This window comes from Roseivivax sp. CAU 1761 (assembly GCF_054482755.1).
On record NZ_JBTLRM010000028.1, the window covers coordinates 1 to 14595 of the forward strand.

Annotated in this window: 20 protein-coding genes; 10 read left to right on the top strand and 10 right to left on the bottom strand. The window is 71.7% G+C overall.

Annotated features, from left to right (window positions below; translation table 11 throughout):
* From ACXYMW_RS15090 to ACXYMW_RS15130, 9 genes are all read right to left on the bottom strand, one after another.
* Positions 1-265: hypothetical protein (locus tag ACXYMW_RS15090; RefSeq protein WP_459036155.1), on the bottom strand; the 265-nt coding region annotated here is incomplete at its 3' end.
* A gap of 207 nt (positions 266-472) precedes the next feature.
* Positions 473-988: a ribosome maturation factor RimM gene (rimM, locus tag ACXYMW_RS15095; protein ID WP_459036156.1), complete on the bottom strand. Its 516-nt coding sequence runs from the start codon at positions 986-988 to the stop codon at positions 473-475.
* A gap of 54 nt (positions 989-1042) precedes the next feature.
* Complete coding sequence (locus ACXYMW_RS15100) at positions 1043-1855, bottom strand: MipA/OmpV family protein (protein WP_459036157.1); 813 nt, start codon at positions 1853-1855, stop codon at positions 1043-1045.
* 255 nt (positions 1856-2110) lie between these two features.
* The gene (gene rpsP, locus ACXYMW_RS15105) at positions 2111-2473 is read right to left on the bottom strand and encodes a 30S ribosomal protein S16 (RefSeq protein ID WP_459036158.1); all 363 of its coding nucleotides are present in this window, start codon (positions 2471-2473) and stop codon (positions 2111-2113) included.
* A 43-nt stretch (positions 2474-2516) separates the two neighbouring features.
* Positions 2517-2846 (bottom strand): chorismate mutase, encoded by a 330-nt coding sequence (locus ACXYMW_RS15110; RefSeq protein ID WP_459036159.1) that lies wholly within the window; start codon positions 2844-2846, stop codon positions 2517-2519.
* A complete protein-coding gene (locus tag ACXYMW_RS15115; protein ID WP_459036160.1) occupies positions 2839-3405 on the bottom strand; it encodes a GNAT family N-acetyltransferase in 567 nt (188 codons plus the stop codon). The genes ACXYMW_RS15110 and ACXYMW_RS15115 overlap by 8 nt, the downstream gene beginning before the upstream one ends.
* Entirely contained in the window at positions 3402-3965 is a 564-nt protein-coding gene (locus ACXYMW_RS15120) for a GNAT family N-acetyltransferase (protein ID WP_459036161.1), read from the bottom strand. The genes ACXYMW_RS15115 and ACXYMW_RS15120 overlap by 4 nt, the downstream gene beginning before the upstream one ends.
* Positions 3962-5476, bottom strand: a complete 1515-nt coding sequence (ffh, locus tag ACXYMW_RS15125) for a signal recognition particle protein (protein WP_459036162.1) — start codon at positions 5474-5476, stop codon at positions 3962-3964. The genes ACXYMW_RS15120 and ffh overlap by 4 nt, the downstream gene beginning before the upstream one ends.
* A gap of 368 nt (positions 5477-5844) precedes the next feature.
* A complete protein-coding gene (locus ACXYMW_RS15130; RefSeq protein WP_459036163.1) occupies positions 5845-6426 on the bottom strand; it encodes an FMN-dependent NADH-azoreductase in 582 nt (193 codons plus the stop codon).
* A gap of 113 nt (positions 6427-6539) precedes the next feature.
* On the opposite strand from ACXYMW_RS15130, the gene ACXYMW_RS15135 reads away from it, so the two are divergent.
* Both ACXYMW_RS15135 and ACXYMW_RS15140 read left to right on the top strand, forming a co-directional pair.
* Entirely contained in the window at positions 6540-7433 is an 894-nt protein-coding gene (locus tag ACXYMW_RS15135; RefSeq protein ID WP_459036164.1) for a LysR family transcriptional regulator, read from the top strand.
* Positions 7427-8305, top strand: coding sequence for a DMT family transporter (locus tag ACXYMW_RS15140; RefSeq protein WP_459036165.1), 879 nt, complete (start codon positions 7427-7429; stop codon positions 8303-8305). Before ACXYMW_RS15135 ends, ACXYMW_RS15140 begins: the two co-directional genes overlap by 7 nt.
* Before the next feature lie 13 nt (positions 8306-8318).
* Here ACXYMW_RS15140 and ACXYMW_RS15145 read toward each other — a convergent pair whose 3' ends face one another.
* A complete protein-coding gene (locus tag ACXYMW_RS15145; RefSeq protein ID WP_459036166.1) occupies positions 8319-8672 on the bottom strand; it encodes an ArsR/SmtB family transcription factor in 354 nt (117 codons plus the stop codon).
* Between the two features lie 255 nt (positions 8673-8927).
* On the opposite strand from ACXYMW_RS15145, the gene ACXYMW_RS15150 reads away from it, so the two are divergent.
* From ACXYMW_RS15150 to ACXYMW_RS15185, 8 genes are all read left to right on the top strand, one after another.
* Positions 8928-9443, top strand: coding sequence for an OmpA family protein (locus ACXYMW_RS15150; protein ID WP_459036167.1), 516 nt, complete (start codon positions 8928-8930; stop codon positions 9441-9443).
* A 289-nt stretch (positions 9444-9732) separates the two neighbouring features.
* A complete protein-coding gene (locus ACXYMW_RS15155; RefSeq protein ID WP_459036168.1) occupies positions 9733-10095 on the top strand; it encodes an AtpZ/AtpI family protein in 363 nt (120 codons plus the stop codon).
* Positions 10070-10846, top strand: a complete 777-nt coding sequence (locus tag ACXYMW_RS15160) for a F0F1 ATP synthase subunit A (RefSeq protein WP_459036169.1) — start codon at positions 10070-10072, stop codon at positions 10844-10846. Before ACXYMW_RS15155 ends, ACXYMW_RS15160 begins: the two co-directional genes overlap by 26 nt.
* Positions 10847-10940: 94 nt before the next feature.
* The gene (locus ACXYMW_RS15165; RefSeq protein ID WP_459036170.1) at positions 10941-11165 is read left to right on the top strand and encodes a F0F1 ATP synthase subunit C; all 225 of its coding nucleotides are present in this window, start codon (positions 10941-10943) and stop codon (positions 11163-11165) included.
* A 91-nt stretch (positions 11166-11256) separates the two neighbouring features.
* A complete protein-coding gene (locus ACXYMW_RS15170) occupies positions 11257-11808 on the top strand; it encodes a F0F1 ATP synthase subunit B' (RefSeq protein WP_459036171.1) in 552 nt (183 codons plus the stop codon).
* Positions 11809-11813: 5 nt separating this feature from the next.
* On the top strand, positions 11814-12374 hold the full coding sequence (locus ACXYMW_RS15175) for a F0F1 ATP synthase subunit B (RefSeq protein ID WP_459036172.1): 561 nt from the start codon (positions 11814-11816) through the stop codon (positions 12372-12374).
* 204 nt (positions 12375-12578) lie between these two features.
* Positions 12579-12851, top strand: a complete 273-nt coding sequence (locus ACXYMW_RS15180; RefSeq protein ID WP_459036173.1) for a hypothetical protein — start codon at positions 12579-12581, stop codon at positions 12849-12851.
* Between the two features lie 112 nt (positions 12852-12963).
* Entirely contained in the window at positions 12964-14595 is a 1632-nt protein-coding gene (locus ACXYMW_RS15185) for an acyl-CoA dehydrogenase family protein (protein WP_459036174.1), read from the top strand.

Below are 14595 nucleotides of genomic sequence, written 5' to 3' on the forward strand. Positions count from 1 at the left end.
GCGCGCGGCGCCGCGCGACAGGGCTCCGGGGGAGGCCTAGGGCCGCCGGATCGGGACGGCGGTCGCGCAGCAGCCGCGGCGCCGGGGCGCCCGGCGGGCGGCGTCCCGTCCGCCAGCCGACGCGGCGCCAGAGGCAGGGCACGAGAAACGCGGCCAGGGCGCCGGCGGCCACCGCCGCGGCATGGGTGGCGGGCCACCCCGCCAGCCCGATACCCAGCGCCAGCAAGGCGCATCCCGCGACCGCGCACGGGCTGATCTGGCGCATCCGTCCGGACATTCCGCTCTCCCCTGATCCCGGCAGCACAACACGTTTGCCGGGGCGAAGGCTCCCGTGGTTTGCGAAAATCGTCCCGCCGGGCCGCATTGGCGCGCCGCGGACGACAATCCGCGGCGTGACCCGGCCGGTGTTGCCGGGGCGGATACGGCCCTGCGCCGGGTGCGGCGCGAATCGCCGCGCCGCGGCGCCGGCGTCTCACTCGTCGAACAGGCCCTCGGGGGGATCGGCCACGATGGTGCCTGAGGCGAGGTCCACGGTCGGCACGGTGGCGCGGGTGAAGGGCAGCAGCACGGTCTCGCGGCGGCCCGCCACGGTCAGCTCCAGCAGGTCCGAGGCGCCATGGTTCTGCACCGCCTTGACCCGGCCCAGCACCGCCCCGCCGGTGTCGCGCACCGTCAGGCCAAGCAGGTCGGCATGGTAGAATTCGTCGTCGGGCAGCGAGGGCAGGCGGTCGCGCGGGGCGTAGAGGCGGGTGCCGCGCAGGGCGTCGGCCTCCTCCTTGCTGCGGATCCCCGTGAGGCGGGCGGCCAGCCCGCCCTTCACCGACCGGGTGATCTGCACGTCGAAGCTGCGGCGGCCGTCCTCGGTGCTGAGCGGCGCGTACTCGGCCAGGGCCGCGGGATCGGCGGTGAAGCTCTTCAGCCGCACCTCGCCGTGGACGCCGAAGGCGCCGGCGATGGCGCCCACGCAGATCTTCTTGTCGCTCTTCATGCCGCGCTCATAGCGCCGCCGGGCAGGGTTTGGCAATCGCCGCTGGGCGTGCGCTCAGCGGCCGAGCCGCACCGCGCGGGTGATCGCCAGGCGGGCGCCCCACTGATCCTGGCTGCCCTGCTGCACGATCGGGCTGTCGAGCGCGTCGTTGGTGAAGCGGTCCCAGCTCACCGCGCCCTCGACGCCCCAGACATCGGTGAGGCGGTAGCGCATGCCGAGTTCGAGCCCGGCCGAGAGCAGGCCGCCCTCGGGATCGTAGGCGGCGTAGCTGGGAGAGGCGGCGGCCTCGGCCGCCGAGACGCCGAAATAGGTGTCGGCGTAATCGTCGCTGCCGAAGAACATGCGCGGGCCGAAGGTCACCGCCAGCCGGTCGGAGGGCCGGGAGATGTAGTCGGCGCCGAGCTCCGCGACCCAGGCCTCGTGACCGCCGAAGCCGCGCCGCACGTCGAGCCAGATCGCGCTGTTCTGCTGGGTGTAGCCGAGCCCGAGGCCGAGCTCGAGCGCGGCGTCGATGTCGTCGAGGTTCTCCAGCTCGGAAAACTCCCCGGAATCGCGCTCGGGGATGTAGCGCAGCGACCCGCGCGGCGCCAGGCCCTGGCGCGCCGCCCAGGGGTCGGGGTCGCCGAACTCGAAGCGGCCGAAGCGCAGGTAGGACGGGCTGAAGCCCAGATCCGGACCCACCGTGTAGCTGTCGGCGCCGAAATAGTCGGGCGCGGTGGCGACGCCGCCGCGCAGGGTGAAGGCGAGCGCCGGCCCACCGGCGGATTGCGTCGACAGGACCGGCGCGGGGGTCGCGCTCTCGGCCGCGGCGAAGGCCGGTGCGAGAGCCAGGGCGGCGGCGGCGAGCAGGGCGAGGCGCGAGGTCATCGGCGGCATCCTTTATGCGGCGGGAGCATTGGCGGTGAGTGTTAGGCCATGCTGCCGCAGCGGCAAGAGCGCGGGGTGAGACAGGCCGTGGGCGCGGCATTCGGGAAACAGGTGCGCGGCCCGCCGGGGCGGTGGCCGCGCCTGCCGCGGCCGGGGCCCCGGGGGCGGCGCGGGGCCGCCGGACAGGCGCGGCGCAAAGGCAAACGGGCGCGCCGGGGGTCCGGCGCGCCCGTCGTCATCGCGGCACGGGTTTGATCACTCGGCCGAGGCTTCCTCGGCGGCCTTGGCCTTCTCGGCGCGCGCGGCGGCGCGCTCCTGGGCGGCCTTGCCCGGGGTGCCCTTCTTGGGGTTGCTGCGCTCGGTCTTCTGCGCGGCGCCGGCATTCTCGAGGAAGCGGCGGATGCGGTCGGTGGGCTGGGCGCCCTGGCTCAGCCAGTACTGCACGCGCTCGACATTCATCACCACGCGGCGCTCGTCGTCCTTGGCGAGCAGCGGGTTGTAGGTGCCGAGCTTCTCGATGAAGCGGCCGTCGCGCGGCATGCGGCTGTCGGTGGCGACGATGGCATAGTGCGGGCGCTTCTTGGAACCGCCGCGGGCGAGCCGGATCTTCATGGCCATGGGGGTGTCTCCTTAGTGTCTTCTGGGTTGCGGGCGGGGCGGCTCAGCCGTCCTGGCCCTGGTGCTTCTCGTGGTGCTTGATGACTTCCTGAATGATGAAGTTCAGGAATTGCCGGGCGAAGGCGGGGTCGAGATCGGCCTCCTTCGCCAGGGTTTCGAGCCGCGCGATCTGGGCGGCCTCGCGGGCCGGATCGGACGGCGGCAGGTCGTGCTGCGCCTTCAGGACGCCGACGGCCTGGGTGTGCTTGAAGCGCTCCGCCAGCGTGAAGACGAGGATCGCGTCGAGCCGGTCGATCGATTCGCGGTGCCGGACCAGCAGGTCGGCGGCGCGCGCGGTGGCATCGGTTTGCGGCGGCAGAGCGGTGTCAGTCATGGGCGGTGCCTTTCGCAAGGGGCGGCGTCTCGCCGGTCTCGCCGGTCTCCCCGGTCACCTCGGGGTGGCGGAAGACCAGCACCGGACGGTGGCGCAGGGTGGTCTCGGTCTCGAAGCTGGCGCCCAGCCGCTCGGCCAGGCGCAGGGAGCGGAAATTGTCCGGCGCGATGAACGAGGCCGGGCGGCGGATGCCGTAACGCTCGGCCGCGGCGCGCCGCGCCGCGATGGCGGCCTCGCGGGCATAGCCCTTGCCCTCCCAGCCGGCGAAGATCGAGAAGGCGAGCTCGGGCTCCGGCCAGTCGAAATGGTGCACGATGCCGGCATGGCCGATGGGTTCGCCGGTGACGGCGCGCGCCACCACCCAGAGCCCGTAGCCGCGCAGCTGCCAGTGCCCGGCCACGCGCAGCAGCCAGGTCCAGGTCTCGGCGCGGTCGAGCGGGCCGCCGACGAAGCGCGAGCGCTCCTCGGAGTAGAACCGCGCGAAGGCGTCGAGGTCGGAGCTGCGGGCCTCGCGCAGGCAGAGCCGGTCGGTGCGGATCCCGGGCACGGCGACGGTCATGCGAGATCCTCCGGGCCGGGATGGCGGTAGAGCATCTCGGCGCCCATCATGACGTTGTCGTAGGTTCGCTCGTGCACCGCGCCGAGCCGTTCGGCCAGCCGCACCGAGCGGGTGTTGCCGGGCACGATGTTGGAGGTCAGCGTGGTCATGCCGAGCGCCGCGTAGGCCCAGGAGCGGGCGCGCTCGGCCGCCTCACGGGCCAGGCCCCGGCCCTCGTAGCCCTCGTAGACCACCCAGCCGACCTCGGGCTCGGGCCAGCCCTCGGGGTTCCAGATGCCGCAGAGCCCGCAGGCCGCCCCGGTCTCCTTCGCCTCGACGCTGAAATAGCCGTAACCGCGGATGTGCCAATGGCCGATATTCGAGGCCCACCAGCGCCAGGCCTCGTCGCGGCGGTAGACCGGGCCGAAGCCCAGGCAGCGCGCGGGATCGGCGTGGAAGGCGGCGAAGGCGTCGAAATCGCGCATCTCGGGGCCGCGCAGCACCAGCCGCGCGGTCTCGAGCCGCGGCGCGGGCACCAGCGCCGCGGCGGGCGCGGCCGGATATGCCGGCGCGCGGCTCATTTCTTCTTGCCGAAGCCCGACAGGCCGGCGGGCAGGCCGCCGCCGCCCATGCCGCCGAGACCGCCCATGCCGCCGGGCAGCTTGCCGCCCATGGCGCGGGCCGCCGCCTCGAGCTGCTTGGGATCCATCTGCGACGGGTCCATGCCGGCCGGCGCGCCGCCCTTGCCGAACATGCCCGACATGGCCTGCTTGAGCATGCCGCCCTTGCCCATCTTGCCCATCTTCTTCATCACGTCGCTCATCTGGCGCTGCATCTTCAGCAGCTTGTTGAGCTCCGCGACCTCGAGACCGGCGCCCGCGGCGATGCGCTTCTTGCGGCTCGCCTGCAGAAGCTGCGGGTTGGCGCGCTCCTTCTTGGTCATCGAGTTGATCAGCGCCACCTGGCGGGCCAGCATCTTGTCGTCGATGCCGGCGCCGTCCATCTGCTTGGCCATCTTCTGGGCGCCGGGCAGCATCGCCATCATGCCCTGCATGCCGCCCATCTTGGCCATCTGCTCGAGCTGCATCTTCAGGTCGTTCATGTTGAACTGACCCTTCTGGAAGCGCTTCATCATGCGCTCGGCCTGTTCGGCCTCGAGCGTCTCCTGCGCCTTCTCGACCAGCGCCACGATGTCGCCCATGCCGAGGATGCGGCCGGCGATGCGCTCGGGCTCGAAGGTCTCGAGCGCGTCCATCTTCTCGCCCAGGCCGACGAACTTGATCGGCTTGCCGGTGACCTGGCGCATCGACAGCGCGGCGCCGCCGCGGCCGTCGCCGTCCATCCGGGTCAGCACCACGCCGGAGACCCCGATCTTGTCGTCGAACTCGGTGGCGACGTTGACCGCGTCCTGGCCGGTCAGGCCGTCGACCACCAGGAGCGTCTCGCGCGGGGTGACCGCGTCGCGCACCGCGGCGGCCTGGGCGATCAGTTCCTGGTCGATGTGCAGCCGGCCGGCGGTGTCGAGCAGGTAGACGTCGTAGCCGCCGAGGCTGGCCTGGGTCTTGGCGCGCCGGGCGATGGTCACCGGGTCCTCGCCCTTGACGATCGGCAGAGTGTCGACGCCGATCTGCTGGCCGAGGATCTGCAGCTGCTCCATCGCCGCCGGGCGGTTGACGTCGAGCGACGCCATCAGGACCTTCTTCTTGTCGCGCTCCTTCAGCCGGCGCGCCAGCTTGGCGGTGGTGGTGGTCTTGCCCGAGCCCTGCAGGCCGACCATCAGGATCGGCGCCGGGGCCTGGTCGATCTTCAGCGCGCCGGGCTCGCCCTCGCCCGACAGCGTGGCGATCAGCTCGTCATGGACGATCTTGACCACCTGCTGGCCGGGGGTCACCGACTTGGTCACCGCCTGGCCGGTGGCCTTCTTCTCCACCGCCTTGACGAAGCTGCGCGCCACCGGCAGCGAGACATCGGCCTCGAGCAGCGCCACCCGGACCTCGCGCAGGGCGGTGCGGACATCGTCCTCGCTCAGCGCGCCCTGCTTGGTCAGACGGTCGAAGACGCCGCCCAGCCGGTCGGAAAGGTTCTCGAACATGGTCCGGCCTCCTTCGCCAGTATGGTTGCCCCCAAGGTAGGCACGGGGACGCGGCGTCACAAACGTTCCGGGCCAAGCGGTGACGCCCCCGTGGGCGCAACGCGCTGACGGAGGGCGATCCCGGGCACAGCCCATGGGACCGGAAGCGGTGAGACTCCCGGAGATCGTCCGGCGCCTAGACGGCCGGGGCCGCGGAGTCAAGGGGGTGGAGCGGGGAGGGGAAGCGGCTGCTTGAGGGCGGACTGGCAAAAGATGGCAGGGGGAGGGGGCTGTCTGCCCCCTCTGCGGGCCCGGGGCCCGCATTCACCCCCGAGGATATTTCGGCTCAGGAAAAGGCCGGGGCGGGCGCCTGGGCGCCCGGGAGGGCGTCAGGCGGCGAGGCGGTCGACCTGGGCCTCGGCGTCCTTGAGCGTCGCCTCGGCGTCGAGGGCCAGGCGATCGGCGGTGATCACCTCGACCTCGGTCAGGCCGAGGAAGCCCAGCACGTGGCGCACGTAGCCGGTGGCGAAGTCGAGCGTCGAGCCGACCTCGGTGCCGCCCGAGGCGGCGACCAGGATCACCCGCTTGCCGGTGACCAGGCCCTCGGGGCCGGCCTCGCTGTAGCGGAAGGTGACGCCGGCCCGGGCCACCAGGTCGATCCAGGCCTTGAAGCCGGCGGGCACGCCGAAATTGTAGATCGGCAGGCCGATGACCAGGGTGTCGGCCGCTTCGAGCTCGGCGATCAGCCGATCGGAGAGCGCCAGCGCGGCGCGCTGGGCCTCGTCGCGCTCGGCCGCGGGGGTGAAGTTGGCGCCGATCCAGGCCTCGTCGATGAGCGGCAGCGGCTCGGCGAGATCGCGGCGGATCAGCTGCGACGGCGCCAGCCGCTCGATCACCCGGTCGGTGAGCTGGCGGGAGACGGAGCCGTCGCGGCGGGCGGAGGCGTCAATGCGCAGAACGGTTCGGGACATGCGGAACTCCTGAGAGCATGGTCGATGGCGGCAAGATGGCCCTTGCAGCGGCGCACGCAATTGCCGCAAGAAAACATGAGCTGTGGGAATTCGCACAGGAGAGGGGAGTCGGGATGGCGACGCAGAACTGGGACGAGATCCGCACTGCCTTCCAGGTGGCGCGGCTGGGCACGGTGTCGGGCGCCGCCGAGGCGCTGGGCGTGCACCATGCCACGGTGATCCGGCATATCGACGCGCTCGAGGCGCGGCTCGGGGTCAAGCTGTTCCAGCGCCACGCGCGGGGCTACACGCCGACCGAGGCCGGCGAGGACCTGTTCCGGGTGGCGCAGGCCACCGACGACCAGTTCCAGCAGCTGGTCGGCCGCATCAAGGGGCGCGGCTCGGAGGTGTCGGGCGAGCTGCTGGTGACCTCGCTGGTGGGCTACGCCCCGCTCATGGTGCCGGCGCTGGTGAGCTTCCATGCCCGCCATCCCGAGGTGCGGCTGCGCTATCTCACCGACGACCGCATCTACCGGCTGGAATACGGCGAGGCGCATGTGGCGCTCCGGGCCGGCGCGGCGCCGCAGGAGCTCGACAACGTGGTGCAGAAGTTCGGCGAGGACCGCATCGCGCTCTACGCCACCCGGGACTACGTGGCGCGCCAGGGACGGCCGGCGGGCGAGACCGCGGAGGCCTTTGCCGGGCATTGCTTCGTGGGGCCCGACACCACCGAGAGCCGGGCGCCGTTCTTCCGCTGGCTGCGCGACACCGTGCCGGCGGAATGCATCGTCTTCCGCAGCAACGATTCGCGGGTCCAGGAACAGGCCATGCTGAGCGGCATCGGCATGGGGTTCCTGCGCGAACGCGAGGCGCGGCGGCGCTCCGACCTGGTCGAGATCATCCCCCCCAAGGAGGACTGGATGGCGCCGCTCTGGCTGGTCACCCATGTCGATCTGCACCGCACCGCCAAGGTGCAGGCCTTCCTGAAGCACCTGCGGCAATTTGCCGAGGACAGCGGCCTGTGCTGAGCGAGCCGGCCCGCGGCCACGCCGCGATGCTGGGCTTTTCCGGGCTGGTGGCGGGATCCTTCGCGCTGGGCCGGCTGGCGGCGCCGCACATCCCGCCGGACGTGTTCAACGCGCTGCGCTTCGTGATCGCCGCGGCCAGCGTCTGGGCGCTGGTGGCGCTGACCGGCGCCCCGGTGGCGGCGGCGCGCGCGGCGCCCTGGCGCCACGTCGTTCTGGGCGGCGTCTTCGCCTTCTACTTCGTCGCCATGTTCGAGGCGCTGAAGACCGCCGGCGCGGTCAGCCTGGCCGCGGTCTTCACCCTGACCCCGGTGATGAGCGCGGCCTTCGGCTACTGGCTGCTGCGCCAGATCACCACGGCGCGGATCGCGCTGGCGCTCAGCATCGGCGCGGCGGGAGCGCTCTGGGTGGTGTTCCGCGGCGACGTGGCGGCGCTGATGGCCTTCGACCTCGGCCGCGGCGAGGCGATCTACCTCGTGGGCAGCGCCGCCCACGCGCTCTACACGCCCTTGCTGCGCCGGCTCAGCCGGGGCGAGCCGGCGCTGGTCGCCAACGCCGCGATCCACAGCGCCGGCGCCGGGCTGCTGCTGCTGATCGCGGCGCCGCGGCTCGGGGCCGTCGACTGGACCGCGCTGCCGGGCATCGTCTGGCTGGCGCTGCTCTACACGGCGCTCGCCGCCTCGGCGCTGACCCTGGCGCTCTTGCGCTACGCGACGCTGCGGCTGCCTTCCTCGAAGGTCATGGCCTATACCTACTTGGTGCCGAGCTGGGTGCTGATCTGGGAGGCCGGGCTGGGCCACGGGCTGCCCTCGCTCAGCGTCCTCGCCGGGGTGGCGCTGACCGCGGGGGCGCTGGTGCTGCTGGTCCGGGACTAGCCGCCCGGGGCCGTCACTCGGGCGCCGGATCGGGCGCCAGTTCGGGCGCCAGTTCGCGTTCCAGAAAGCGCTCGAAGGCGTCGAGATGGACCGGTTCGAACTGGCCGAAGCCCTGCATCCAGACGCTGGCGGCGCGCAGCGAATCGGGCTCCAGCCGGCACCAGCGCAGGCGGCCGCGCTGCTCCCGGCTGATCAGCCCGGCCTGGGCCAGGATGGCCAGGTGCCGCGACACCGCGGCCAGCGAGATCTCGAAGGCGCAGGCCACGTCGGTGACCGCCATGTCGTCCTCGAGCAGCAGCGCCAGGATGCGGCGCCGGGTCGGATCGGCCAGGGCCGCGAAAATGCGGTCGAGATCGCCCTCAGCCATGCGCGCGGCCGCGGCGGAGACCGGCCCCGCGGCGCCCGCGCCGCGGCCCCGCGATGCCCGCGAAAGTGGCAGGCTGGGCAACTTTCCGCGCAGCGCTGTGACTATATTCGCACATTCGAGACATTCCTCGGCGGACAGGGCTCACCCCTTGTCCTTCGGGACATTTACATAGTTACTGTCTCACACGTCCCGGGCGATTGATCCAGCGGGATCGAATCGAACGGACCCGGACCGAAATTTAAGGGAATTGCCACGATGAAGCTTATCAAGGGTGTCCTCGCCGCTGCTGCGACCGCCGTGACCTTCGCGTCGCCCGCCGCTGCCCAGACGGCGCAATGCGGCGTCTACGTCTTCTTCAACAGCGGTCAGGCGGTGCTCGGCCAGCAGGCGGCCGACGTGCTGCGGGAATACGCGCGCAACAACCCCGGTGCCGAGGTCCGCATCGCGGGCTACAGCGATGCCAGCGGCAGCACCGCGGCAAACCAGGCGCTGTCGCTGCAGCGCGCGCAATCGGTTGCGGCAGCCCTCGCCGGGACCCAGATCATCGAGGTCGCAGGCGTCGGTGAAGCGGTGCGTCCGGGCGCGTCCGGTCCGCTCGACCCGTCCAACCGTCGCGTCGAGGTTGTGCGCCAGAACTGCGTCGGCGGCATCGCCCGCATGGACAATACCGGTCTCGCAATCGGCGCCGGCGTCGGTGCGCTGGCCCTGGCGGCGCTGCTGGCCGGCGACGGCGACGAGAGCGGCACCACCACCACCACCACCACGCCGTAATCTCCGGCCCTCCGGGGTCAAGGTTGCAAGGGGGCGCATCCCGGGATGCGCCCCTTTTTCGTGCCCGCGGCGCGGCCCCGGACCGGCGGGGGCGCTGTCGTTCAACGATCCTGTTGAACGATGCCGGACCGCGCCGCGCCGCGGTGTCGCAGCTCCCCGACGCACCACCCTTCCAGAAAACCCCTTAATATCAGCGCGTTTGGGCTGGTATCTCCCGACTCCACCGCGCCTTGACAGCGGCGGGGGGAGCGCATAGCACCCATGCCGACGACCCGACTGGGGCTGCCGAGTGACCGATCCCGACGACAAGCGGCGGATGGCCGAACTGACGGACCGGATCGCCCGCGCCAAAGGCGCCAAGGCGCCGGCGAAGCGCCACCAGGAGGAGCATTACAGTCAGGCGCAGCTGGCCTGGCGCATGGTGGTCGAACTGGTGGCCGGTCTCGGCATCGGGTTCGGCATTGGATACGGGCTCGACCTGCTGCTCGGCACCGCACCGGTGCTGATGGTGGTGTTCGCGCTTTTGGGCTTCGTGGCGGGCGTGCAGACGATGGTGCGCTCGGCGCGCGAGATCCAGACGGATTGGGAGGCCCGCGCGGCCTCCGAGGACGAGGGGAAGAACGGCGATGGCAACGGAAACGCAGGCGGCTGAGGCGGCGGGTCACGCGGAGGAGGGCGCTCTGGTCTTCCACCCGATGGACCAGTTCATCGTGAAGCCGCTCTTCGGCGCGGACAGCGTCGGCATGTTCACCGTCACCAACGTGACGCTGTGGCTGGCGATCTCGGTGCTCTGCGTGATCGCGCTGATGGTGCTCGGCACCTCGCGGCGCTCGATCGTGCCGGGCCGGGTGCAGTCGGTCGCGGAACTGGCCTACGGCTTCGTCTACAAGATGGTCGAGGACGTCTCGGGCAAGGACGGCGTGAAGTACTTCCCCTACATCATGACCCTGTTCATGTTCATCGTCTTCGCCAACTTCCTCGGCCTGCTGCCGATGGCCTTCACCACGACCTCGCATTTCGCAGTCACCGTGGTGCTGGCGCTGGCGGTGTTCCTGACCGTGACGGTGCTGGGCTTCGTGCTGCACGGCAAGAAGTTCCTCGAGCTCTTCTGGGTCGCCTCGGCGCCGCTGGCGCTGCGCCCGATCCTGGCCATCATCGAGGTCATCTCGTACTTCGTGCGGCCGGTCAGCCACTCCATCCGTCTTGCCGGCAACCTGATGGCCGGCCACGCGGTGATCAAGGTCTTCGCGGGCTTCGCCGCCATCGCCGCGGTCTCGCCGATCTCGGTCCTGGCGATCACCGCGATGTACGGGCTCGAGGTCCTGGTGGCCTTCATCCAGGCCTACGTCTTCACCATCCTGACCTGCGTCTATCTCAAGGACGCGCTGCACCCGCATCACTGATCCCGGCGGCCTCCGGGCCGTCCGGCGCGGCGCGCGCTCGCGCGCCGGCACAAGACGACGACACGCAAACTTCCAATTCGTAAGGAGAGATACCATGGAAGGCGATCTGGCAACCATCGGCGCAGGCCTGGCAGCAATCGGTTCCGGCGCGGCCGCAATCGGTGTGGGCAACGTGGCCGGCAACTTCCTGGCCGGCGCTCTGCGCAACCCCTCGGCCGCGGCGTCGCAGACCGCGACCCTGTTCATCGGCATCGCCTTCGCGGAAGCGCTGGGCATCTTCGCCTTCCTCGTCTCGCTGCTGCTGATGTTCGCGGTCTGAGCCAAGGCGCCCGACGATATCCTTACGTGCGGGCGGCGCCGGTCTGACCGGCCCCGCCCGTTTCAACTCAGATATCCAGCCGGAGGACGCCATGGCGACCGAAACCACCGGGGCCAATACGGCAAGCGCCTGCGTCGATGCGGGCGGCAGCGCCATCGGTATGCCCCAGCTCTGCGGCGACTGGGTCTGGAACCAGGTCTTCTGGCTGGTTCTGGCGCTGGTCGCGATCTACTTCGTGCTCTCGCGCGTGGCGCTGCCGCGCATCGCCGCGATCCTGGCCGAGCGCCAGGGCACCATCACCAATGACCTCGCCAAGGCCGAAGAGCTGAAGCGCGACGCCGAGGAGGCCGAGAAGGCCTATGACAAGGCGCTCGCCGATGCCCGGCTCGAGGCGCAGAAGATCGCCGACGAGACCCGCGAGGAGATCCGCGGCCAGGTCGGCGAGGCCCAGGCCGAGGCCGATGAGCGCATCGCCGCCAAGACCGCCGAATCCGAACGCGAGATCGCCGAGATCCGCGCCTCGGCGCTGGCCAATGTCGAGGCCGTCGCCAAGGACACCGCCGAGGCCCTGGTGGCCGCGCTGGGCGTCAGCGCCGACCGCGCGGCGATCGATGCCGCGGTCGATGAACGGTTGAAGGGATGAACATCATGCGTCACCTGACGATGGCCGCGCTGGCGGCCGTGATCGCGGCGCCGGCGCAGGCCGCCACCGGTCCGTTCTTCTCGCTCAACAACACCGACTTCATCGTGTTGCTGGCCTTCATCCTGTTCATCGCGGTGCTGATCTACTTCAACGTGCCGTCGATGCTGGCCAAGCTGCTCGACCGGCGCGCCGCCGGCATCCAGAGCGAACTGGACGAGGCCCGGGCGCTGCGCGAGGAGGCCCAGAGCCTGCTGGCCTCCTACGAGCGCCGCAGCCGCGAGGTCCAGAGCCAGGCCGACCGCATCGTCGCCCAGGCGCGCGAGGACGCGAAGGCCAATGCCGAGCAGGCCAAGGCCGATCTCGAGCGCTCCATCGAACGCCGTATCGCCGCCGCCGAGGACCAGATCGCCTCGGCCGAGGCAGCCGCCGTCAAGGAGGTCCGCGACCGGGCCATCGCGGTGGCGGTCAAGGCCGCGCAGGACGTCGTCGCCCGAGAGCTTGGCAGCGCCGACCGCTCCCGCCTGATCGACCAGTCGATCGACACGGTGGGGCAGAAGCTGCACTGAAGCGGTCCGCCGCGGGCCGCGCCCCGCGGGACCGTCGAACGGCCCGGCGCCCAGGCGCCGGGCCGTTTCGCGTTCGGAAACGGTCCCGGCAGCGGCGGCGCGGCGTGGAACCTGTTCACATCAGGGAAGTTTGTCTTTCCACAACGGGCCGGGACACGGGGTATTCTCGCAGGTCGCGGCCTCGACATCGGAGGAAGACAGACCATGAAGACCGTTCGTTCATTCGCCGCCATCTGTGCCCTCTCCGCCGCCGCCGCAACCGGCGCCGCCGCTCAGGACACGATGGTCCCCGTGACCGGCAGCGACAGCTACCTCGCCCTGACCTGCCTGGCCGGCGCGGAAAAGCTGTTCGGCGCCAGCAACGCCACCATCGTCGGCGCCAGCCCGATCCCCGGCGGCATGGCCTTCGACGTGGCGCTGCCCGGCCAGGCCGATCCGTGGTCCTGCCGGTCGATCCGCGGCGAAGCCTACGACTGAGCCCGGCCGCACCGGCATGATCCAAGACGCCAGGCGATAGGGCGGACCGGCGGGTCCGCCCTTGTCGCGCGCGGGATTTGCCGCCGCCCCGGCTTGCGATAGCCTCGCGGCCATGACCCTGCCGCCGGATTCCCGTCTCTCCACCCACGCCGTCGCCAACCAGCCCGAGAACGCGGTTCCGGGCGATCCCTGGACGGGCGACGGCGCCCTGCGCATGGCCGCGGCAGCGCTCCCCGGGGCCGACCAGGCGGCGCTTGCCGACTATGCCGGCACCCTGGAAGCGGCCCGCGGCGCGGGGCGCGAGGCCAATCGCTTCGCCCCGGAGCTGCGGCTCTTCGACCGCGCCGGCCGGCGCCTCGACGAGGTCGCCTACCATCCCGCCTACCACCAGTTCATGCAGATCTCGGCACAGGCGGGCTACGCGGCCCGCTCTTGGGAAGAGCAGGGTTCGCACCTCGCCCATGCCGCCATGGTCTACATGGCGAGTCAGGTCGAGCCGGGCCATTGCTGCCCCCTGACCATGAGCTATGCCGCGCTGCCGGTCCTCGACGCCGCGGGCGAGGGCATCGATCCGGTCTGGCGACGCGGCATCCTGGCGCGGGACTACGATCCGGGCGTGGCGCCGGCGGCGGCGAAGCGGGCGCTGACGCTGGGCATGGCGATGACCGAGAAGCAGGGCGGCTCCGACCTGCGGCAGACCGCCACGACGGCCGAGCCCGCGGAGGGCGCCTACCGGCTGACCGGGCACAAGTGGTTCTGCTCGGCGCCGATGTCGGACGGCTTCCTCACCCTGGCCCAGGCACCGGGCGGGCTGACCTGCTTCCTGGTGCCGCGCTGGACTGAGGCGGGACGCAACGGCATCCGGCTGATGCGGCTCAAGGACAAGCTCGGCAACCGCTCCAACGCCTCGGCGGAGATCGAGTACGAGGGCGCGCTGGCCTGGCGCATCGGCGAGGAGGGCGAGGGCGTGCGCCGGATCATCGCCATGGTTCACCACACCCGGCTCGACACCGCGCTGGCGCCCGCCGGTCTGATGCGCGCGGCGCTGGCCGAGGCGCTGCACTGGGTACGCCACCGCCGGGCCTTCGGGGCGCGGCTTGCCGACCAGCCGCTGATGGCGCAGGTGCTGGCCGACCTGGCGCTCGACCGGGAGGCGGCGCTGGCGCTGGGAATGCGGGTGGCGCGGGCCTTCGACGGCCGCGACGACGCGGCCCGCGCCTTCGCCCGGATCGGCGTGGCGCTGGGCAAGTTCCTCAACAACAAGCTCTGTCCGCCGCTGCTCGCCGAGGCGATGGAGGCGCTCGGCGGCATGGGCTATGTCGAGGACACGCCGCTGCCGCTGCTCTACCGCGAGGCGCCGCTGAACGGCATCTGGGAAGGCTCGGGCAACGTCATCTGCCTCGACATCCTGCGCGCGCTGGCGCGCGATCCGGGCTGCCGCGAGGCACTGGACGCGGCCCTCGCGGCGGCGCGCGGCTCCGATGCGGGATATGACGCGGCGCTCGAGGCCCATCGCCGGCGCTGGCGCGCCACGCCCGAGCCGGCCGCGGCCCGCGCCTATGCCACCGAGGCGGCGACGCTGCTGGCGGCGGCGAGCCTGATCGCGACCGCGCCCGCCGCCATCGCCGAGTCCTATGTCGCGGCGCGGCTCGGGGCCGGGCACGGTCGCCGCATCGCCGGCGCCGGCGACGCCATCGCCGCCGCGGCCCGGGGGGCGCTGTTCGCCCGCATCCTGCCGGACTAG